Origin of the sequence: Millisia brevis NBRC 105863, assembly GCF_001552615.1 — a bacterium.
GTDB classification, from domain to species: domain Bacteria; phylum Actinomycetota; class Actinomycetes; order Mycobacteriales; family Mycobacteriaceae; genus Millisia; species Millisia brevis.
The window spans coordinates 67,426-86,580 of record NZ_BCRN01000013.1; the positions used below are offsets into that span (position 1 = coordinate 67,426).

Genomic DNA, 19,155 nt, shown 5'->3' on the forward strand with positions numbered 1-19,155 from the left:
GCAGGTTGCCGACGGCCGTTCGCAGACGTCGATCAGCCGTGCGGGCCGTCATCATCGAAGTTCTGTAGACGCCTTGTGGCTTCCTTGACGAACTCGATATCGGTCATGGCAAGACGAATCGAACCGGAGATGTTGTCGTGGATCGTTCGGTACAGTTCCAGCACCGAGATCGATACCTCCGGGACCGCGAAAGGCGGAGGAGCACGGTCGTAGCCGGCGGCGGTATCGGTATACAGCTTCGCCAACGCCTCGATGGTCACGACCTCATCTCGGAAGTCCTTCAGCTTGAGCTTCGATCGCTCGAGGGAGGTCCAGAAGGGGCTGGATACCCGCTGCCCCCAATCAGCTTCCGCTTGTTTCAGAAATTCACCGGCCGCCTCGAGATGGCCCGGTAGTCTTCCGATCGCCTCCCATGCCCTTCTGTTCGAGTCCGACATCACCTCGGTCAACCGGGCATGTTGGTCCCGGCGGTTTCGTGCCTGTTCGTGGCTGATCCTCGCTGCGCGCTCGAGGTCACGATTCTTCTGCTCGACACTGTCTTCACGCTTTTTCACAGCTGCGGCCGTATACGACAATGTCACTCCCGCTGCGGTCAAGGCGAAAGCCAGGTGTATCCAGTCGTTCGGGTTGCCGTCGCTGCCGGTCGTGATCAGCAAACTGACCGGCGCGAGGAGGATCATGGTGTTGGCGATTCGGCCAGTGAATCTCGAGGTGGTCATGCTGTTTCCGTGTCGCTCGCTGCCGAATGCGGGCCGACGGGATTGCAGCTGCCGGTCCGGGTGCACCATGTGCGATGTGCCGGTGCGGGTGATGCACCAACGAGCACATGTGTAGTTCTTTTCGACCCGAATGGACGTTAACTTGGTGACGCATCGTGTCACCAGACCCGAATGGAGGGACCCCCGAGCAGGGGGCATAGTTAGTGCAGCTAATGAGATGGTTCGTTCGGGTCGCTACTCGCGCCGATTCTCGGAATCGACAGGTGTTCCGTCCGTGCCGAATTCCAGGCGGTCCGATCGTTCGCCGTGGACTGCCAATACGGTTGCCAGTCGTGTGCGTCCGGGAGGTAGAACCCGGGCGGTCACCGTGCCGGCGAAACACCGATCGAGCTGCGCGGAGATGCCGGCCAGGACGCGGGCGGTGGGCTCTTCGGCGACATGGTCGAGGCCTCCATCATCGAGCAGGACCACTTCGACACCACGCTGCCGGGCGGCGTTCGCGGCCGTCGAGACCGGCTCCGTCGCCAATTTCGGCGCGCGCAGACTATCCCGCAGCTGCGCCTCGAGAAGCGCACATTGCGTTAGCTCGGTGGTATCGAGCGGGCGGTCGGATGCGATTCGCTCGAGCAACGGACGCGTGAGAATGTCGAGTTGCTTCGCCAAGGCCTTTCGCTCGACCAGGGCCGCCCGGGCGGCCGACTCCGCGGCGGCTTGTCGAACGGTGCGTTCGCGCAGCACGAAGACCGCCCGCGCGATCGGTCGAATCTTGAACGCAAAGAAGGTGGCCATCAGCAGGGGCCCAGCTCCGGCAAGTTGGACCCCGACATTCATCAATGGCTCGCTACCGTTCATCGTGTTCCAGGCGATCAGGACGACGATGGTTGATGTCCATCCGGCCCATGCCAGTGCGGTTCGACCCCGTGCTGCCAGGAATGTCTGAGCAGGGGTTGCCGCGGTCGCAGGCCACAGGTACCAGGCGAATGTTGGTGGCCAAGCTGTAGACGCCAGGATGATCGCACTTGCGACCGGAGCCGCCAGCGCCGTGACCGTCGCGGCCGTCCGGGGCATGGGATCCCCGTCCACCGATATGACCAGGATGCTCCCGACTGCAACGACAGCAAGGGCGCTGAACGTGGCCACGGCGGAAGTCACGCCGGGCATGGTGTTGACCGCAATCAGACATATGACGGCAAAGAAGCCGGCCACCAGCACGCGTGCCGTCCACGTCTGCAAGCCGAGGAGGGTGCGGATGTCGCCGGATCGGTAGGGATCGGAGATCACGTGGTCCGCCCCCAGCCGAGTGTGACGGTGGTGCCTCGGCCCGGTGCGGAGTCGATGGCTGAAGTCGCGCCGGGGACGGTCCGCGTCCGATTGTGGATGCTGACCTGGATCCCCAGTCGGTGCGGGGGGACCGCACGCGGGTCGAACCCGCATCCGTTGTCGGTGACTCGAATACCGACCCTATCGGTATCGACGACCAGCGATATCGAGCGCTTTGCCGACCCGCCGGCATGCCGGACGCTGTTTCGGACGGCTTCGGCGGTGGCATCGACCAACACTCGCGCCGCCTCACCCGGAAGTCGAACGGCGATCGGAGCCAGGTCGAATTCGACGTTTGCATCGCCATCCAGATCACCGATGGCGGAGCGAACCGACGCTGCCAGATACGACGCATCGACGGTGCCGTCGATGTCGAAATCGGTAGACAGATCTCCCAGATCTTGGAGCGCCTTGTCGGCGCTCCGCCGAACCGTGGGTGTCGATCCTTGCCTGTTGACCGCGAGCAGTGTCGCCATGATGTGGTCGTGGACCAGTGCGTCGAGACGCTGCCGTTCGGAGGCCCGCGCCCGCGCAGCGGCCGCCCCTGCTGCAGCTGCCTCCGAGGTCGCGCGCGTTTCGTCGAGAAGACGACCCGTCCGCATGGCCATGACGGTAGCCGCGACGAACAAGGAGCTGAATGACGTGGCAAAAGCAACGTCCGTCCAGAACAAGTCATTGTTGTTGGAATTGACGAGATAGCTGAGCGTCTGAGCGGCGAGGGCTGAAACCGGCAAGTAGACGAGGCCGACCCGGTAGCCGCTGCCGGCGACGGCGGCCATCGTGCACAGCGCCGGGAACGCGGCAAGCCAGACCGGTGGTGGCGTGCTGGTTTGTGGGCCCACCCACGCAATGAAGCCGGTGGCCAGTGCGATCAGATAACCGCCCGCTGCGATATTCGCGCACCAACGCATCCGTCGTTGAGTACCGCGGAATCCTTCGACGCCGAGCCACAGTCCCGGTAGGAAGACGACCACCAACGCCAGCGGAGTCCACCACTCCGCAAATCGAGATGCATAACCGAGCGCATTCGGTACCGACAATGCCAGGTATATGACGTACCCGGCCGCAATGAACTGTACGAAGACTCGTCGAATGCGTGACTCGGCCGGCCCGGGAGTGATTGTCGCGCTCATGACCGCCGAAAGGACCGGCGTGGCACGGGAAGGTATCCGTCTTCCAATGCCCGTTTGTACAGTTCGGTCCTGGTTGGCGCCGGGCGACCGGCTTCGGCGTACCGCAGCCTGATGCGCCGAACGTAGTCGATGACCGTGTTTTCCTGCAGACCTGTCAGGCGAGCCACTCGGGACGTGGTTTCACCGGAGGCATACAACTCCAACACCTCGCGTTGTCGTGGGCTCAGGCCCACCGCGTCGAGTCCCGGGTCGCTGTCGATCGCGGCGGCCCACTCGGTGGTGATGATCCCTTCACCTCGGACCGCCATGCGGATCGCCGACACGACCGCCGCGTTCGGTTGGGACTTCCTCAACACGCCCAGGACTCCGGCCGACGCTGCGAGCCTGACCAGATATGGATCTTCCCCGCCGGTGAAGACGAGAACCGGGATACCCAGGGCTCGCAGCTGCCCGACGTTGCTAGTTGGCGAGGAGCCGTCTTCCAGGCGCAGATCCAGAATCACCAGGCTCAAGGTGGTGCTCTGTTCGAGCAATCCGTCAACGGTCGGAGCGTGCGCCGCCAGGTGGAGGTCCGGCTCGTCGGCGAGAAGCATCGATAGCCCGGCGATAACCGATTCGTGGTCCTCCACCAATCCGATCGAGTGGATGGCGTCATCGTCCGGGCTCGAGCGGTCGTCGACCACATTCTTCGCCACAATGCCTCCGCACGACGACTACTTACCGGGATCGCATCAACCTCTCGGATACGGGAGTAAGGGAGGGCGCCATTGGGTAATGCGCTGGAATGCGACCAGGGAATAATAGCCCTCGCTCGGACCAAGTGATCGAGGCCGGGAAAGTAGTTCCGGTCCGGCTGTCACTCCACCCGTTCGAGAATCGCCGAGGCCCCGATGCCCCCGGCGGCGCAGATGCCGAGCAGGGCGGTCTGCATTCCGGTGCGGTGCAGTTCGTTGGCCATGGTGGTCACCATGCGGGCGCCGGTCGCGGCGAAGGGATGGCCCAGGGAGATCGAGCCGCCGTGCACGTTGAGGCGGTCGATGTCGATGTCGCCGACGGGCTCGTCGGTGCCGAGGCGCTCGACTGCCCAGGTCTTGGAGGCCAGTGCGTCGAGCACCGACAGGGTCTGCGCGGCGAACGCTTCGTGGATGTCGACCAGATCGACGTCGGCCAGGGACATTCCGGCCTTCGCCAAGGCGCGGGGCATCGAGATCGCCGGACCGATCAGCACCTCGTCGGCCGGATCGACACCGGTGTAACTCCATGACCGGAACGCCGCGAGCGGGGTGAAGCCCAGGGCGCTGGCCTTCTCCTCGCTCATCAGCAGCACCGCGGACGCGCCGTCGGTCAGCGGGCTCGCGTTGCCCGCCGTCACCGAGCCGTTCTCCGCGAATACCGGCTTCAGCCGGGCGAGCTTCTCCACCGAGGTATCGGCCCGTACGAGACCATCGGTCGTCACCAAACCTCCGGCGGGCGTCGGAACGCTGATCACCTCGTCGTCGAAACGACCGGACGCGATCGCGGCGGCGGCCCGATGATGCGAGCGCGCGGCGAAGGCGTCCTGATCCGCGCGGCCGACGCCGTGGATGCGGGCCATCTTCTCCGCGGACTCGCCCATCACCTCACCGGTGGTGCGCTCGGCGATCTTCGGGCGCTTGGGCAGCGCATCGTAGAACGGGGCCAGCTGCCGGGCGGCCTCCAGATAGTCCTTGAATCCCGGCTTGCCCAACGCGATCGGCGCCGACGCGTGCACCACCTTCTGCGGCAGCTTCACCTCCGCATTGCTGGTCGAGTCGCTGCCGCCGGCGACCATGATGTCGTACTCGCCGCGTTCGATCGCCGCGGCCGCGCTGGTCACCGCCTGCAGGCCGGACGCGCAGGCGCGGGTGACGGTGTAGCCCTCGCAATCCGGGTCGAGCTTCAGATCGATCGCGATCTCGCGTGCGATATTTGGTGCGGCGCTGGGCAGTACGACACCACCCCAGACGATCGCCTCAATAGCGTTCGGCGCCAGGCCGGTCCGGTCGATCAAACCCTGCACCGCCGCGTCCGCCAGATCGATGCTGTCGAGGCGGGTGAAATCGGTGAACGCCCGCAGGAACGGGGTCCGAATCCCGCCGACGATGACGGCGCGCCGCCCGCTGCTCGTATTCGACCCGGCTGTGCCCGACCCACCCATATCCGACGCTCCTGTCGTGGAACCACTGGTGCGATACATGGTACGTGATGTCCCACTAAATGACCCGGGTCGGATCGGTGGAAACGGGGCGCACGCTGCGTTGTGTCCGAATCGATGCGATGAATACTCTGATGCATTCCCGGCATATGCGGCAGCATGTGTCGCGCCCGACCGCACCGATCCGGAGAAGAGATGTCCCGACGCGCCCTCGCTGCACTCGCCCTCGCCATGTCCGCCGCACTGGGATTGACCGCCTGCTCCTCCGGTTCGAGCGACAGCGCCTCGACCACCACCGACGCCGCCGATGACGGCTACGTCACCCCCGGCCGCTTCACGGTGGGAACCGGCGAACCGGCGTACTTCCCCTGGGTGATCGACGACGATCCGTCGTCGGGTGAGGGGTTCGAGTCGGCCGTCGCCTACGCCGTCGCCGACCAACTCGGCTTCGAACCCGACCAGGTCGACTGGGTGCGCACCACCTTCGACTCGGCGATCGCGCCGGGCCCCAAGGACTTCGACGTCAACCTGCAGCAGTTCTCGATCCGCGAGGAACGCCGCCAGTTCGTCGACTTCTCCAGCCCCTACTACGTGACGACCCAGGTGGTCGTCACCCGCGAGGGTTCCCCGGCCGCGGGCGCGACGTCGTTGGCGGATCTGCGCGATGTGCTGATCGGCGCCCAGTCCGGCACCACCAGCTTCCTGGCGGCGGAGCGGGCGATCGACCCGACCCGTCCGGTGGCCGCGTTCAACAACAATGACGACGTCAAGGTCGCGCTCGAGACCGGCCAGGTCGACGCCGTGGTCTTCGACCTGCCGACCGCCTTCTACGTCTCCTCCGCCGAACTGACCGGCGGCATCATCGTCGGGCAGCTGCCCGAGGCCGACGGCGAGCAGGGCGACGAACTCGGATTCGTGCTGCCCAAGGACAGCCCGCTGACCGGTGAGGTCACCGCCGCCGTCGACACCCTCCGGGAGAACGGCACTCTCGACCAGCTCGCCGACCAGTGGCTCGGCGGCGACGGCGTCGCCCCCGTACTGTCCTGAGCGTGACCGGTCCGGACCCGGCGGCGACAGGCGTCGCCGGGAACCCGCCCGCCTGGGTCCCCAGCAGTATCGAGGTGGAACGGCGGGCCTATCGCCGCCGCCAGACCGGCACTTCGGTGCTGATCGCCGCCGCGTCGACCCTGGTCTTCGCGGTGGCCATCTGGGTGCTGGTGATTCGGTCGCCCGGTTGGGAGCAGGTGCAGGACTTCTTCTTCAACCGCGACGCCCTTATCGCCGCGTGGCCGCGGGTTTTCGAGGGCCTGCTGCTCAATCTGCGGGTGCTGTTCTTCGCGGTGATCGGTGTCGCGATCCTCGGGTTGCTGCTGGCCGCGGCCCGCACGATCCGCGGCCCGATCTTCTTTCCGCTGCGCTTCCTGGCCGCCGCCTATACCGACGTCTTCCGCGGTACCCCGTTGCTGATCGTGTTGTACCTGGTTGGGTTCGGGCTCCCGGGTCTACAGATCTTCCCGCGGATGCCGATGGAATTCTGGGGCACGATCGCGCTGATCCTCACCTACTCGGCGTACGTCTCGGAGGTGCTGCGCGCCGGCATCGAGGCAGTGCACCCGTCGCAGCGGATGGCGGCCCGCTCGCTCGGTCTCTCGCACACCAAAACCATGCGGCTGGTGGTGCTTCCGCAGGCGGTGCGCAAGGTGACCCCGGCATTGATGAACGATCTGGTCGCCATGCAGAAGGATGTGGGACTGATCTCGGTGCTCGGCGCGGTCGACGCGGTGCGCGCCGCGCAGATCGAAACCTCGGCGCTGTTCAACTTCACCCCGTACGTCCTGGCGGGCCTGCTCTTCGTGGCGATCGCGTTCCCGTTGATCCGGGTGACGGACTGGCTCACCGCGCGGCAACGGCGGCGCGAACAGTTGGGAGCGGTCGTATGAGCGCGGTCCTGCGGCTCGAGGGTGTTCGCAAGGCCTACGGGTCGCGAGTGGTACTCGACGCCATCGACTTCGCGGTGGAGCAGCACGAGGTCATCGCCCTGATCGGGGCGTCCGGCTCCGGCAAGTCGACCCTGTTGAAGGTCGCCGGGCTGCTCGAACCGATCGACGACGGGCAGATCTTCCTGGGGGAGCAGGACATCTCCGATCCCCGCGTCGACGGGGACGCCGTTCGGGCGCGCATCGGCACGGTCTTCCAGCACTACAACCTGTTTCCGCATCTGAAGGTGATCGACAACGTCACCCTCGCCGCCCGACACGTCCACAAGCAGCCCGCCCGCGCCGCGAGGGCGCGCGGCCTCGAATTGCTCGAACGGATCGGCCTGGTCGACTTCGCCGACAGCTACCCCGACCGGCTCTCCGGCGGACAGCAGCAGCGGGTGGCGATCGTGCGGGCGATCATGAACTCGCCGGAACTGCTGCTGTTCGACGAGATCACCAGCGCCCTCGACCCGGAACTGGTGGGCGAAGTCCTCGACCTGGTGCGCGAACTCGCCGCCGACGGCGCCACCATCGTGATGGCCACCCACGAGATGTCCTTCGCCCGTGAGGTGGCGCATCGGGTGGTCTTCCTCGACGCCGGGGTGATCCGCGAGCAGGGGCCGCCCGAGCAGCTTTTCGGTGATCCGCAACAGGAGCGCACCCGCACCTTCCTCTCCCGGGTCCGGGTCATCGATTAGTTCCCTCGAATGTCCTTCCTCAACTTTTTCTGGTCCTTGCTGGTTGTCGGTTGGTTGTTGGCCCGAGTGTGCTTATCCAGCAATTCGCGCCGTTCCGCCGTTCGTTGAGAGGATTGGTTTGTCTTGTGATCGTTGTATTGCGCGGCGAGATGGGGAGGAAGACCGGATGCCGCATGAGTGCTGGCTGCGAACATGGCGGTCGATAGAAAGGTGTCTCCGGCTCGCTTTGCCTTCTTGCCCCAATTAGACCAACTCACTTTTTCAACTCCGAGTCCTCGACCCCTCCAGAAGAAGCCGAAAGTTGCGACAGCGTTTCAAGCTGGGAGAGGGTGGTTTCGAGGGGAACCCAGTCCAAGGTGGCCGGAGGTAGTTCGCCAACTGGTCCCGTGCCCTGATGAATCGACCGCGAATACCTGATTGTCGCGTCCTCGGGGCTGTTGATGGCCATAGAGCAACTCTTGGCTCTCAGGATCTGTCCCAGTCGTTGTCCTTCCAGGGTCAACTTCATGATGTCCTCCTCGAGAATGGCGGATAGGCGGCGAAGCGATTGGCGACTGCGGGAGTTTCGGTCAATTCCGTTGGCGTATGCATCGAGAAGCTCGGTCTCCGCAGATCCGTCGCGATACTCCGCTGCGTACACCACCCAGTTGAGGAGACCTGTAGCTGCACCCAGGACGATGCCGACGACAATGGCTACGGCAAGGCTCATCCCGGCCTCGATGATGTCGTTGCCAACGCGGAAGCCCATCAGACCGGCAATTGCAATCAGGATTCCCAACGCGAGCGCCCGCTCTGCCCGAAGCTTGCGATGGTCGGCCCACTGGCCGCTATCGTTCTTGTAGGCTCGGTGATGAGAGCCGATATACTTGAGGCCTCTGGCGACGGCGATGGTCGCCAACAGGCTGATGACCACGGCGAAAACCATTCGAATTATTCCTGCCGGCGTCATCCAGAAGCTGGTGATTGGAACGTTGAGCGCGCCAGTCAGGAAGTAGACGAATAGTGGAAGATCTAGCCAAATGAGTTTCTCAACGAATTTCCGTTGACGAGGAGGGACGCGACGGTGTTTCGTAATGCCATTCGCGCCCGCCGCGGATAAGACCTGATCAATGTCCCTGTGACGCTTGCTCGCAGCTTCCAGGCTGAGTGCTTCTCCGTGAGGACCGATTACCAGGTCATCATCCATGATGTCCTGGTCTCGCTCGTATGTGTTGCGTTCCTCCACCTTTACCGCAAGGGACTTGACAACGGGCTCCAGCTTTCCCTGGACAGACTTGAGTACCTGTGAGTTGATTCTTGCCTGCATCCGATGGCGGACGATCCACTCTTCGTGTGAGAGTTGCTCGGGCGAACGACGATATCCGATTCGATTCTGTTCATTCACCATCGCCCTGGCATCCGCCAAACCGCTTCGAGGACAAGGTTTATTGAAAAGCCAGGAGCGGACAGTATCACCCGCTCTGATCTTCGCTTTGCCGACAGGCTCCGAATAGTCCAACGACTCGTACGATGTCTGGTCCGAAATTGAGGTGCCGATCCGCACCGCCCGGGGTTCGATTGTATCAGTCACCCTATCGCAGCCTTTCGTGGCCATCTTTGATTCTACTTGACTTCGACGCTGATCTCCACGCGCCGGTTCATTGCAGCCAGCGCCTCGTCGAACTGGCCATCTACGTGGTTATCGACGCGACGCTCGGTATCAGCGGCTCCTCTGATTTCCGCGAAATACCTATCAGGAACACCAAGCTCGACCAGCCGATTTCGAGCCATGTATGCGCGCTGTTCAGAGAGATCCTCCCCGTCAATTCGGTCTGGATCTACGTCCGCTGAATGTCCGACTATCCGGATCGCGACTCCGGGTGAGCATGCAGTGAACTGTCGGGCCAACGCGGATAGAGATGCGTCTGCACTTGGTAGGAGTCGTGCAGTGTCGGGCTGGAATAGCACCGAATCGGGAATTCGGATCAAACCCGAACGACAGGAGGGCTCCTCGGTCGAGAGATGAGGTACGGCAACCACAGAAACGGGCAAGGTGGCCAGTGGCACTGTGAGGGTCACTTCTTGATCGGAGATCTCGCAGCTCTCGGCGCCTGATGCGGCACACACCTCCCGCCACAATTCAATCAGCAATTGCCGCTGCGGGCGCGGAAGTGCAGGTTGTGTACCGAGGGCTGTTCCGATTCCGCTCATAGAAACGTGGCGCCCCGCAGCGTCCGGGATAAGCCCTCGTTCTGCCAGGTCGATAGCTGCCTGTCGGGGGTCGAATGACCACCCCAACGTCGATAGATTGAGTGGATCGACAGTTTGGATGCCAGATGAGAGCACCATGACGGTGCCTCCCGGTGGTGTGCGTCTAACACCGCGGTCGAGTACAGTCAGCAGGTCCAGTTCGCTGGTCCCAGCGGTAAGCCTCGAAAGCGTCGCAGTTAGATCGGCAAGCCGTGCATCCACCAGGTGTCGAGCGCGCTCTGGAATCGCCTCGACCTCCTCATTGCGCATGGGTGTCAAGTCGACCGTTGTCGTCCTGTCCTGTCCTGCTGTAATTATCTCCACAGCGCCATCGCCGGGCTGAATTGAAGAGAGGGCCCGCTCAGCGAGGAGATCTTCGATGCCATCGATGGATGGAGCAGGCTCGGCGGCAGATGATGTCGTTACAATTGTTAAGGGTGAGGCTGATGTACCGCATGCTGATGCCATGGAAACGGTCAGAATAGTTAGAGCAATTCTGCAGATTCGGGTTGTCGAGTTAATCCGAGTAGGGATTCTTTGACGATTATGCTTGTGGAACATTGGTTAACTCGGACCTTGTCTCCGTGTGAACCGAAGCCGTCGGACGAGGATGTTGGCCTCAGTTATTGGGGTGAACCGCTGGAAGTAGTAGGAAAGTCGCACCTGGCACGAGCGATGGGCGAAGGCGCCCTTGGAGATTAGCGACAGCGGCCCCCGGGGTCGCAAGACGCCATTTTGGGTCCCAAGAAGAATGGGGCGAGGGCGGACAGATCGATCTATCCGATCGATTCGTCGGTTCGACTTCCTTTGATGCCCCTATCCGACTCGAGTCCCACGCGGTTGGCCCATTCCGGGGTATGGGTACGGACAACCGTCGAACTGAACTAGGTTCCTGATGACAGGGCGGTATCGGAGATGTTTCGGTTCCGCTCCACGGTGACGTACGCCTCAGTTCGGAATCCACCTGTTCATCGGAATTGAGAATGTGCACCCATCGGCAACTTCGATTCGCGGAATCTGTTCGGCGCCCGGCACCCGCGCGACGATGGAGGGTGGCCTCGATCGATCACCGGGATCGGTCGGCGAACGACGGGAGCGGGATGTCCACCCCGACACATATTTCGGTCGACGGGATAGCGGACCTGGTGACGGGTGATGCCGTCGAGGAGCGCTACCGCACGGATCGGTCGGGGTACATCGCGCCGGGACGACCGGAAGCCGTGGTGCGAGCGCACACGGTCGAGGACGTGCAGGCGGCGGTGCGCTACGCGGCGGGCGCAGGCCTTGCAGTTGTCCCGCGGGGCGCGGGAACGGGACTGGCCGGGGGAGCGGCGGCCGGCGCCGGAAGTCTGGTGATCGACCTGACCGGGCTCAACCGGATCGCCGACATCTCACCCGGCGAGGATCTGGCCGTGGTCGAAGCCGGGGTCATCACCGCCGACCTCGACGCCGCCGCCGCGGAGGTCGGGCTGCGCTACGCCCCGGACCCGGCGAGTGCCGCGATCAGCACGATCGGCGGCAATATCGCCACCAACGCCGGTGGGCTGCGGTGCGTCAAGTACGGGGTGACCGGCGACAGCGTGCTCGGGCTGAGCGTCGTGCTCGCCGACGGCACCCTGCTGCACACCGGTCGGCGCACCGCCAAGGGGGTCGCCGGGCTCGACCTGACCAGCCTGTTCACCGGCTCCGAGGGCACCCTCGGCGTCATCGTCGGCGCGACCGTTCGGCTGCAACCGATCCCGCTGCGCACGGTGACGATCGCCGCCCGCTTCGACGACGTCGAAACCGCCGCCGCCGCGACCTCCCGCGTGCTCGCCGAACGGGTACGCCCCGCGATCATGGAACTGCTCGACGAAGCGTCCACCCGACGGGCGCAGGACCACCTCGGCCTGGACGGCGCCGCCTCCGGAGCCTTTGTTGTCGCCCAGACCGACGGCTTCGGCGCCGACACCGAAGCGCAGATCGTCGCGGATACGTTCCGCACCTTCACCTCCCGCGTCGACGTCGGGTCGGACCCGGAGACCGTCGAGCGGCTGCTCGCCGTGCGGCGCGCCGCCCTTCCGGCCCTGGAGGCGCTCGGCCGGCCACTGATCGAGGACATCGCCGTCCCGCGCCCGCGCATCGCCGACGCCGCCCGCGCGGTCACCACCATCGCGGACAGCCACCGGGTGCCGATCTTCCTGTTCGGGCACGCCGGTGACGGCAACCTGCACCCGATCATCGTCGTCCCCGACGACCCGACCGCCGACGCCCGCGCCGAGCAAGCGGCCGCCGACATCTTCGCGCTCGCCCTGGATCTCGGCGGAACGATCACCGGTGAGCACGGGATTGGTGTCCTCAAACGCCGCTGGCTCGCCAAGGAGACCGGCGAGGAGTCCCTGTCCGTGCAGCGGGCGATCCGTGCGGCCCTGGACCCGCAGCTGCTGTTCAATCCCGGCAAGGTCTTCTAGCGACCCGGTGAGTCCCTGTTCACACCCGACCGTTTTTCAGGCGCCAAGACAATAGTCTCCTCGGCGGGTCGAAAACGTCGAGGTGTGAACAGGTACCACCGTCGGCTGGGTGAATCCGGTGCGTCGGTTAGGACTGCGGAGTCAGGACTGCGGAGCGGGATCGCCCACGGCGACGGGGTTGCTCGCCTCCGAGCTCCACTGCGACCACGACCCCGGAAACAGCGCGGCCGATACGCCGCGGCTCGCCAACGCCGCGAGGACCACCGACGCGGTCACCCCCGAACCGCAGTAGGCCGTCACCGGGCCGATGCCATCGACTCCCGCCGCCGCAAAGAGCTCGTCCAGGGTGGCGTCGTCGCGGAAGCGTCCCTGCTCATCGAGCAGCGACGTGCTCGGCAGATTGCGGGCGCCCGGGATGTGGCCGGCGACCGGATCGACCGGTTCGACCTCGCCCCGATAACGCTCGGGTGCACGGGCATCCAGCAGCAGCCCTTCGATCCCGTCGACCTGCTGGGCGGTCACCGTCGGCAGGCCGCCGGCGTAGAGGTCGGTGTGGGGGAGTGTCACATCGCCGGGATCGGTGGTGCCGGTGCCGGATTCGAGGGCGCCGCCCGCCGCCTTCCAGGCCGCCAGGCCGCCGTCGAGGATGCGGACGTTTGGCAGGCCCGCGGCGGTCAGGACCCACCACGCCCGCGCCGAACCGGCCCGGTTCCAGTCGTCGTAGACCACGACCGGGACACCGTCGCGCACCCCGGCGGCCCGCAACGCGTCCTGCAGGGCGGCGCCGGACGGCAGCGGATGCCGCCCGCGGCCGGTAACGGCATGATCGGACAGCGCGCCATCCAGATCGAGATAGCGTGCCCCCGGAAGGTGTTCGGCGGCAAACTCGTCGCTGCCGTCGGGCTTGTCGAGCCGCCACCGCACATCGAGCAGTACGGGGGCGGTGCCGCCGTCGATGGCCGCGGCCAGGTCGGCGGGGGTGATCAGGACATCGGTACGGGAGCCGGCAGTCAAGGCTCGTTCCTCTCGGTTGTCAGGCCGCGCCGGTGACCGAGCGGATCACCTCGGGGCGGTTGTGCAGGCGATGGGCGGCGACCTCGGCGAAGTGCTGGGCCACCGCGTCGACGGCGACACGTTCGAGCGCGACCGACAGTCCCCGCCGGGCGACGATACGCACGTCGATGGTGCCCATCGGGGGGAGGCTGTCGATCTGGACCAGGCCGTCGGGAACCGATCCGGAGATCGGCAGCAGCGCGATGCCCAGGCCGGCGCGGGTGGCGGCGAGAACGCCGTCCAGGCTGGTGGATTCGGCGGACACGATCACCTCGTGCCCCAGGTCGGTCAGCTGGCGGGTCGCGCGATCGCGCAGCCCGCAGGGTGCTTCGAAGGCGACCAGGTGCACCGGTTCGCCCGCGGTGGTTGCGCGCGCCGACGAGGACACCCACGTCAACGCCAGGCGTCCGACCTCGGCCCCGGTCGCGGTGGCGTTCCCACCCAGCACGACCGCCAGGTCGAGGGCGCCCTTGTCGACCGCATCGGCCAGCGAGGTCGACCGGTCGAGGCGGAACTGGATCTCGACGTTGTCGTAGGCGGTGCGGATTGCGCGCAACATGTTGGGCAGCAGCCGGTCGGCGGCGTGCTCGGTCGACCCGATCGTGATGCGCGTCGGCTCCGAGATACTCAGCCGATCGAGCATCTCCTCGTGCGCCGACAGCAACGCCTGCGCTTCGCGCACCAACGCGGTACCGGCCTCGGTGAACCGTGAATTGCGCCCGTCCTTGACCACCAGGGACTGCTTGAGACGCTTCTCGAGCAGCCGAACGTGCTGGCTGACGGTGGGTTGACTCAGGTGCAGGGCGTCGGCGGCGCGCCGGAAACCTCCGGTATCCGCGATCGCGACCAGCGTCTTGAGGTGCACCAGGTCGAGGGGGTCGGCCATGTGAATCGTGGCTCCTGTCCGATCTCGACAACTCTGGCGAGGCCAGTCTGGCCGAGACCGGACAATTGTCACAGGGTTGCGGTCCCCACGATCGGAACCGTTCCCATACCTATCGGTCTTCCCGGCGGCGGCTGTGGTCACGACAGCAGACGGGTGCCCGCGGCCAGCAGGGCGGCGTCCTCCTGTGGAGGGTGGACCCGGGCGCAGAGCACATCGCGCAGCAGCCGTTCGAACGGCTGGTGGCGGGTCAGCCCGGCGTTGCCCAGGGCCGCCGACGCGGCGCTGACCGCGGCGATCGCGGAGCGCACGATCTGCACCTTGATCACCGACGCCTGCGCCAGGTGGCTGTCGTCCCCGGACTGCGCGCGCAACAGACTGCCGAACAGCAGCGTCTCCGCCTGCGCGATCTGGGCCTCGATCTCGCCGGCGACCCCGCGGATGCGTTCGGTCTGCGCGATCGGCCGACCGAGAGCGGTGGGGACCCGCTCGCGGGCGTACCGCACGAACGCCGCCCGCGCCGCCCGCGCGACCCCGATATAGAGGGCGGGGTGACCGAGGCCCGAAATGCTCGCCGCCACGGCCGGATCGACATAGCGCCCGTCGGCACCGCGCGGAATCTCCAGGAACGCCGCCGCGGGGACATGCACATCGCGGTAGGTCACGTCGTGGGTATTCGACGCCCGCAACCCCAGGTGATCCCAGGTCTCGGTCCACGCGATTCCCGGTGCGTCGCCGGGCACCAGGATGTGGCCGACCCGCGGTGCGTCGGGATCGCCGCCCGGCTCGTCGGCGGTCACCCACACCACGTGATAGGCCAGACCCGTACCTCCGGTGGCGAAGGCCTTGTGCCCGTTGACCACCCACCCGTCGGAGGTGCGGGTCGCCACCGTCTTCGGCAGACCGCCGCGCGCCGGCGCGCCGAGCTCCGGTTCCGCGCGAATCGCGTTGACCAGGGTCGGCTCGACGGCGCTGCGCGCGACGATGTCGCGGTAGAGCTCGTCGGGCCAGGTGTGATCGATCGCCTGACGTTGGTGGACCGACAGGGTATTGGCCGCCAGCAAGGCGACCGATGCGTCGCCCTCGCCCAGCGCGATCAGGATGCGCAGCGCGTCGATCGCCGAGACCTCCGGGCCGCCGTAACGTCTGCCGATCGTGGCGGTCAGCAGCCCCGCGCGATGTGCCACCTCGATCCCCGGCCACGGCAAGGCGCCGGACCGGTCGAACGTCGGTGCGGCATCGGCGAGTTGCCGGGTCACCTCCGCCAGGGCCGCCTCGGACAGATCCGGCACGGGCAGATCCGGCACGGGCAGATCCGATACAGCCAGATCCGGGGCGGGCAGCGGCGCCCGGTCGGCGGCGTCGACGGTCATCGGGCGCCGGCCAGTTCCGCGGCGTCGAAGCCGGGCGCGAGGGCGCCGGGATGATCGCCCTGCAGGCTGCCCCGATGGCCCGTGGCCGCCCGGTGCGCGAGCTCCTGGCGAACCAGCGGCAGAACGTAACGCCCGTAATCGATCACGTCGTTGAGCGTGTCGTAGCCACGGATCGACACCAGCGACGCACCGAGATCGATGTAGTCGAGGATCGCCGCCGCCACCGTCTCCGGGCTGCCCACCAACGCCGTCGCCGACCCGGCGCCGTTGGTCGCCGCCGCGGTCCGGGTCCACAACGCCCGGTCGTAGACGTCCGACTTGTCGGCGAAGCTCAGGGCGCGCTGCGAGCCGACGTTCTGCGGGGCCGCGGCGATACCGGGGCGCTGCCCGGCCACCGACCGGAAGGTGTTGCCGATCCGATCGACGTAGTCGTAGGCCTTGCGCCAGGCGAGCTCGTCGGTCGGCGCGATGATCGGCCGGAACGTCACCCAGATCCGGGGACGATCGGTGCGCCCCGCCCGCTCGGCGATGCCGTTCACCCGATCGATCTCGGAGCGCAGATCGGCGAGCGGCTCACCCCAGAAGCTGAAGATATCGGCCTTGGCGCCGCCGACCTGGAAGGCGGCGTCCGACTGGCCCCCGATCGAGATCGGAATCGTCTTCCCGTACGGCGCGAATCCGGGGCCGAACCCCTCGAAGCGGTAGAACTCGCCGTCGTGATCGAACGGTTCGGTCTCGGTCCAGGCGCGACGCAGCAGGTCGATGAACTCCGAGGTCCGCGCATAGCGGCGATCCTTGGGCAGGTAGTCGCCCTGGCGGGCCTGCTCGGCGTCGCTGCCTCCGGAGATGAGGTGCACGACCGCCCGGCCGTCGGTCAGCTGGTCGAGGGTCGCCAACTGCTGGGCGGCGACCAGCGGAAAGACCGTATTGGGCCGGACCGCGACGATGGTGCGCAACCGCTCGGTCAACTGTCCGACCGCCGAGGCCAGCACAAACGAATCCGCCGAGCCGGACCCGTACGGCAGCAGCGTGTAGTCGAACTCGGCGTCCTCGAGCGCGCGGACGTAGCGGCGGAAGTAGGCCGGGTCGACACCGCGGGTCGGGATCGGGTTCAGCTCCGTCGACGGATTGAGATGCGACATGCTGATGAACTCGACCGTGGGAGACGCGGTGAGGGGAAGCGGGCTCGGGGAGGTCATGGGTCGATTCTTCGGTCGACCCGGGGCACTGGTCCAACAACGGATCGGAATGGGTACCGATCGGGTTCGGTTATCAAAGCCGGTCCGGCGACGAACGGCTCGTATCGGCTGTACAGCAGCATTATTCGAGAGCCTGCGCGGCGCCGGTATCGATCGGGATCGGCGGTCGGCTTCGACTCGAGATGAGCGAAATCGGCTCTCGATGATCCTCCCGGCAGTTCGGTCCGTGTCGTCACTGTGTGTGGTGAGGCCCGCTCGGGCGTGGTGCTGCTTCGTGCTGTGGATAGCCACGTTCGTGCGAGTGGCCTCTGGGCAACCTGTTTGACAGGCCTCGTGGAACGTGCATCGCCATGCTCGAATTATGTTGCCGCAATCCATGACTCGAGAAACATGTCGGTGGGTGTCGACTATCGTTTGTGGCATGTACTCGGGGGAGATCGATCGGGCGTACGCCGCGGCCGAACAGGCCGTCGCGGCGCTGGCCGCTCTGCCCACGCACCGGATGACCGCCACGGAACTGCTCGGCGCCCGCGCCCGCCACGAACGGTTGCTGCGCCTACTGGTCGCCGCGGACCGGGAGCCGCTCGCCCGGCTGGTGGAACGGGGCACCGACGATTTCGGTGGCGGCGCACTGAAGGCGATCCTGGCCGACCGGCTGCGCATCACCCGGACCGAAGCCGGACGACGTTTGGCGCAGGCTGCCGAGTTGGCGTCGCGCATTCTGACCAGCGGGCAGGACGTGCCGCCGGTTCTGCCCCTGGTCGCCGAAGCCGAGGCGCGGGGCGCGATCGGGACCGAACATGTGCAGGTGATCCGGACGTTCCTGCACCATCTTCCCGAAACGGTCGACGCACAGGAACGGTCGAATGCCGAGCGGGATCTGGTCGGGTACGCGGAGTATCTACGGCCGGACCAGCTGCAGAGATGCGCCGAACACCTGGCCGCGCTTCTGAACCCGGACGGTGAGTTCTCCGACCGGGATCGGGCCCGGAAGCGGTCGTTCACCATGCGGCCGCAGGGTCCGGACAAGATGCGATCGGGCCGGTTCTGCGCCGACCCCGAACTTGCCGCCTACCTCGAGGTCATCTTCGCGAAGCTCGCCGCACCGGGCATGTGCCATCCGGATGACATGCGGCCGGTGGTCGACGGCAGATCTGATGGCGATGGCCCGGACCGGGACGCAGCCGCCCGGGACACCCGCACCCCCGGTCAACGTCGCCACGATGCGCTGTCCACCCTCTGCCGGGATTCGCTGGCGTCCGGGCGGCTGGGGTCCCATCGGGGACTACCGGTCACCGTGATCGCCACCGCCACCATCGGTGAATTGCAGCGGTACGCCGGAATCGGCTCCGGCAGTGGGCCGGTCGAGGTGGCAGAAGAGCGCACCGACATCTCGGCACCGCCTGCCGACCGCGGATACGCGACCACCGGTGGCGGATCACTACTGCCGATCCGCGATCTGATCCGCATGGCCGGTCGTGCCCTGCCGTACCTGTGCATGTTCGACGACGACACCGGCAGGCCGTTGTACTTCGGGCGGGCCACGCGTCTGGCCACCCCCGACCAGCGTCTGGTCCTGCACGCCACCGACCGCGGCTGCACCTACCCGAGCTGCCCCGCGCCCGGATACATCTGCGAGACCCACCACGTGCACGAGTGGGCCGATGGCGGCAACACCGACATCACGAACCTGACCTTCGTCTGCCCGGCGCATCACCGACTGGTCGGCACCGATCCCACCCGGTGGCGCACCACCAAGAGTCGGGCCGGGCGCACGCAATGGACACCGCCGCACCACGTCGACCCCACCGCAACCCCGCGGATCAGCAGCTATCACCACGCCGACGATCACATCGGGAACCCGACGGGACCCGCCGCCGCACAACCTCCGTGACCCGGCGGTACCCGAGCCTTCGGGCCCGAGACGCCCCGGCCCGCGCCGCTCC

At 66.3% G+C, this 19,155-nt stretch carries 16 protein-coding genes; 5 read left to right on the forward strand and 11 right to left on the reverse strand.

The window, feature by feature from the left end:
- Positions 1 to 32 precede the first annotated feature (32 nt).
- From MB1_RS17465 to MB1_RS17490, 5 genes are all read right to left on the reverse strand, one after another.
- Positions 33 to 719 (reverse strand): hypothetical protein, encoded by a 687-nt coding sequence (locus tag MB1_RS17465; RefSeq protein WP_157084140.1) that lies wholly within the window; start codon positions 717 to 719, stop codon positions 33 to 35.
- 234 nt (positions 720 to 953) lie between these two features.
- Positions 954 to 2,000, reverse strand: a complete 1,047-nt coding sequence (locus tag MB1_RS25695; protein ID WP_157084141.1) for a DUF8320 family protein — start codon at positions 1,998 to 2,000, stop codon at positions 954 to 956.
- A complete protein-coding gene (locus MB1_RS17480) occupies positions 1,997 to 3,172 on the reverse strand; it encodes a sensor histidine kinase (RefSeq protein WP_157084142.1) in 1,176 nt (391 codons plus the stop codon). Before MB1_RS17480 ends, MB1_RS25695 begins: the two co-directional genes overlap by 4 nt.
- A complete protein-coding gene (locus MB1_RS17485) occupies positions 3,169 to 3,765 on the reverse strand; it encodes a helix-turn-helix transcriptional regulator (RefSeq protein WP_084352104.1) in 597 nt (198 codons plus the stop codon). The genes MB1_RS17480 and MB1_RS17485 overlap by 4 nt, the downstream gene beginning before the upstream one ends.
- 263 nt (positions 3,766 to 4,028) lie before the next feature.
- Entirely contained in the window at positions 4,029 to 5,348 is a 1,320-nt protein-coding gene (locus MB1_RS17490) for an acetyl-CoA C-acyltransferase (protein WP_066910187.1), read from the reverse strand.
- Positions 5,349 to 5,540: 192 nt separating this feature from the next.
- Here MB1_RS17490 and MB1_RS17495 point away from each other — a divergent pair, with 192 nt between their 5' ends.
- The 3 genes from MB1_RS17495 to MB1_RS17505 are packed head-to-tail and all read left to right on the forward strand — an operon-like array spanning position 5,541 to position 8,022.
- Positions 5,541 to 6,392: an ABC transporter substrate-binding protein gene (locus MB1_RS17495; RefSeq protein WP_066910190.1), complete on the forward strand. Its 852-nt coding sequence runs from the start codon at positions 5,541 to 5,543 to the stop codon at positions 6,390 to 6,392.
- A gap of 2 nt (positions 6,393 to 6,394) precedes the next feature.
- Positions 6,395 to 7,285, forward strand: a complete 891-nt coding sequence (locus MB1_RS17500) for an amino acid ABC transporter permease (protein ID WP_066910193.1) — start codon at positions 6,395 to 6,397, stop codon at positions 7,283 to 7,285.
- The gene (locus MB1_RS17505; protein ID WP_066910196.1) at positions 7,282 to 8,022 is read left to right on the forward strand and encodes an amino acid ABC transporter ATP-binding protein; all 741 of its coding nucleotides are present in this window, start codon (positions 7,282 to 7,284) and stop codon (positions 8,020 to 8,022) included. The genes MB1_RS17500 and MB1_RS17505 overlap by 4 nt, the downstream gene beginning before the upstream one ends.
- A 253-nt stretch (positions 8,023 to 8,275) precedes the next feature.
- On the opposite strand, the gene MB1_RS25700 is transcribed toward MB1_RS17505, so the two are convergent.
- Positions 8,276 to 9,592: a hypothetical protein gene (locus tag MB1_RS25700; RefSeq protein ID WP_157084143.1), complete on the reverse strand. Its 1,317-nt coding sequence runs from the start codon at positions 9,590 to 9,592 to the stop codon at positions 8,276 to 8,278.
- 32 nt (positions 9,593 to 9,624) lie between these two features.
- A complete protein-coding gene (locus MB1_RS25225; RefSeq protein WP_218000263.1) occupies positions 9,625 to 10,521 on the reverse strand; it encodes an OmpA family protein in 897 nt (298 codons plus the stop codon).
- An 830-nt stretch (positions 10,522 to 11,351) separates the two neighbouring features.
- Between MB1_RS25225 and MB1_RS17520 the strand changes: the two genes are divergently transcribed.
- A complete protein-coding gene (locus MB1_RS17520) occupies positions 11,352 to 12,701 on the forward strand; it encodes an FAD-binding oxidoreductase (RefSeq protein ID WP_066910485.1) in 1,350 nt (449 codons plus the stop codon).
- Between the two features lie 141 nt (positions 12,702 to 12,842).
- Here MB1_RS17520 and MB1_RS17525 read toward each other — a convergent pair whose 3' ends face one another.
- The 4 genes from MB1_RS17525 to MB1_RS17540 form a co-directional block, all read right to left on the reverse strand.
- Positions 12,843 to 13,715 carry a sulfurtransferase gene (locus MB1_RS17525; protein WP_084352065.1) on the reverse strand — a complete coding sequence of 291 codons (873 nt, stop codon included), beginning with the start codon at positions 13,713 to 13,715 and terminating at the stop codon, positions 12,843 to 12,845.
- Positions 13,716 to 13,734: 19 nt separating this feature from the next.
- Positions 13,735 to 14,640 carry a LysR family transcriptional regulator gene (locus MB1_RS17530; protein WP_066910205.1) on the reverse strand — a complete coding sequence of 302 codons (906 nt, stop codon included), beginning with the start codon at positions 14,638 to 14,640 and terminating at the stop codon, positions 13,735 to 13,737.
- 137 nt (positions 14,641 to 14,777) lie between these two features.
- Positions 14,778 to 16,010 carry an acyl-CoA dehydrogenase family protein gene (locus tag MB1_RS17535; RefSeq protein ID WP_084352067.1) on the reverse strand — a complete coding sequence of 411 codons (1,233 nt, stop codon included), beginning with the start codon at positions 16,008 to 16,010 and terminating at the stop codon, positions 14,778 to 14,780.
- Positions 16,007 to 17,209, reverse strand: a complete 1,203-nt coding sequence (locus MB1_RS17540; RefSeq protein WP_066910208.1) for an LLM class flavin-dependent oxidoreductase — start codon at positions 17,207 to 17,209, stop codon at positions 16,007 to 16,009. The genes MB1_RS17535 and MB1_RS17540 overlap by 4 nt, the downstream gene beginning before the upstream one ends.
- A gap of 421 nt (positions 17,210 to 17,630) precedes the next feature.
- On the opposite strand from MB1_RS17540, the gene MB1_RS17545 reads away from it, so the two are divergent.
- Positions 17,631 to 19,103: an HNH endonuclease signature motif containing protein gene (locus tag MB1_RS17545; protein ID WP_066910211.1), complete on the forward strand. Its 1,473-nt coding sequence runs from the start codon at positions 17,631 to 17,633 to the stop codon at positions 19,101 to 19,103.
- The last annotated feature ends 52 nt before the right edge of the window (positions 19,104 to 19,155 follow it).

What these genes read in the sequence shown, in the direction of transcription:
- MB1_RS17465 (WP_157084140.1), bottom strand. Translation starts at nt 719, where the DNA reads ATGACCACCTCGAGATTCACTGGCCGAATCGCCAACACCATGATCCTC.
- MB1_RS17480 (WP_157084142.1), bottom strand. Translation starts at nt 3,172, where the DNA reads ATGAGCGCGACAATCACTCCCGGGCCGGCCGAGTCACGCATTCGACGA.
- MB1_RS17485 (WP_084352104.1), bottom strand. Translation starts at nt 3,765, where the DNA reads ATGCTTCTCGCCGACGAGCCGGACCTCCACCTGGCGGCGCACGCTCCG.
- MB1_RS17490 (WP_066910187.1), bottom strand. Translation starts at nt 5,348, where the DNA reads ATGGGTGGGTCGGGCACAGCCGGGTCGAATACGAGCAGCGGGCGGCGC.
- MB1_RS17495 (WP_066910190.1), top strand. Translation starts at nt 5,541, where the DNA reads ATGTCCCGACGCGCCCTCGCTGCACTCGCCCTCGCCATGTCCGCCGCA.
- MB1_RS17505 (WP_066910196.1), top strand. Translation starts at nt 7,282, where the DNA reads ATGAGCGCGGTCCTGCGGCTCGAGGGTGTTCGCAAGGCCTACGGGTCG.
- MB1_RS25225 (WP_218000263.1), bottom strand. Translation starts at nt 10,521, where the DNA reads ATGCGCAATGAGGAGGTCGAGGCGATTCCAGAGCGCGCTCGACACCTG.
- MB1_RS17520 (WP_066910485.1), top strand. Translation starts at nt 11,352, where the DNA reads ATGTCCACCCCGACACATATTTCGGTCGACGGGATAGCGGACCTGGTG.
- MB1_RS17530 (WP_066910205.1), bottom strand. Translation starts at nt 14,640, where the DNA reads ATGGCCGACCCCCTCGACCTGGTGCACCTCAAGACGCTGGTCGCGATC.
- MB1_RS17535 (WP_084352067.1), bottom strand. Translation starts at nt 16,010, where the DNA reads ATGACCGTCGACGCCGCCGACCGGGCGCCGCTGCCCGCCCCGGATCTG.
- MB1_RS17540 (WP_066910208.1), bottom strand. Translation starts at nt 17,209, where the DNA reads ATGACCTCCCCGAGCCCGCTTCCCCTCACCGCGTCTCCCACGGTCGAG.
- MB1_RS17545 (WP_066910211.1), top strand. Translation starts at nt 17,631, where the DNA reads ATGTACTCGGGGGAGATCGATCGGGCGTACGCCGCGGCCGAACAGGCC.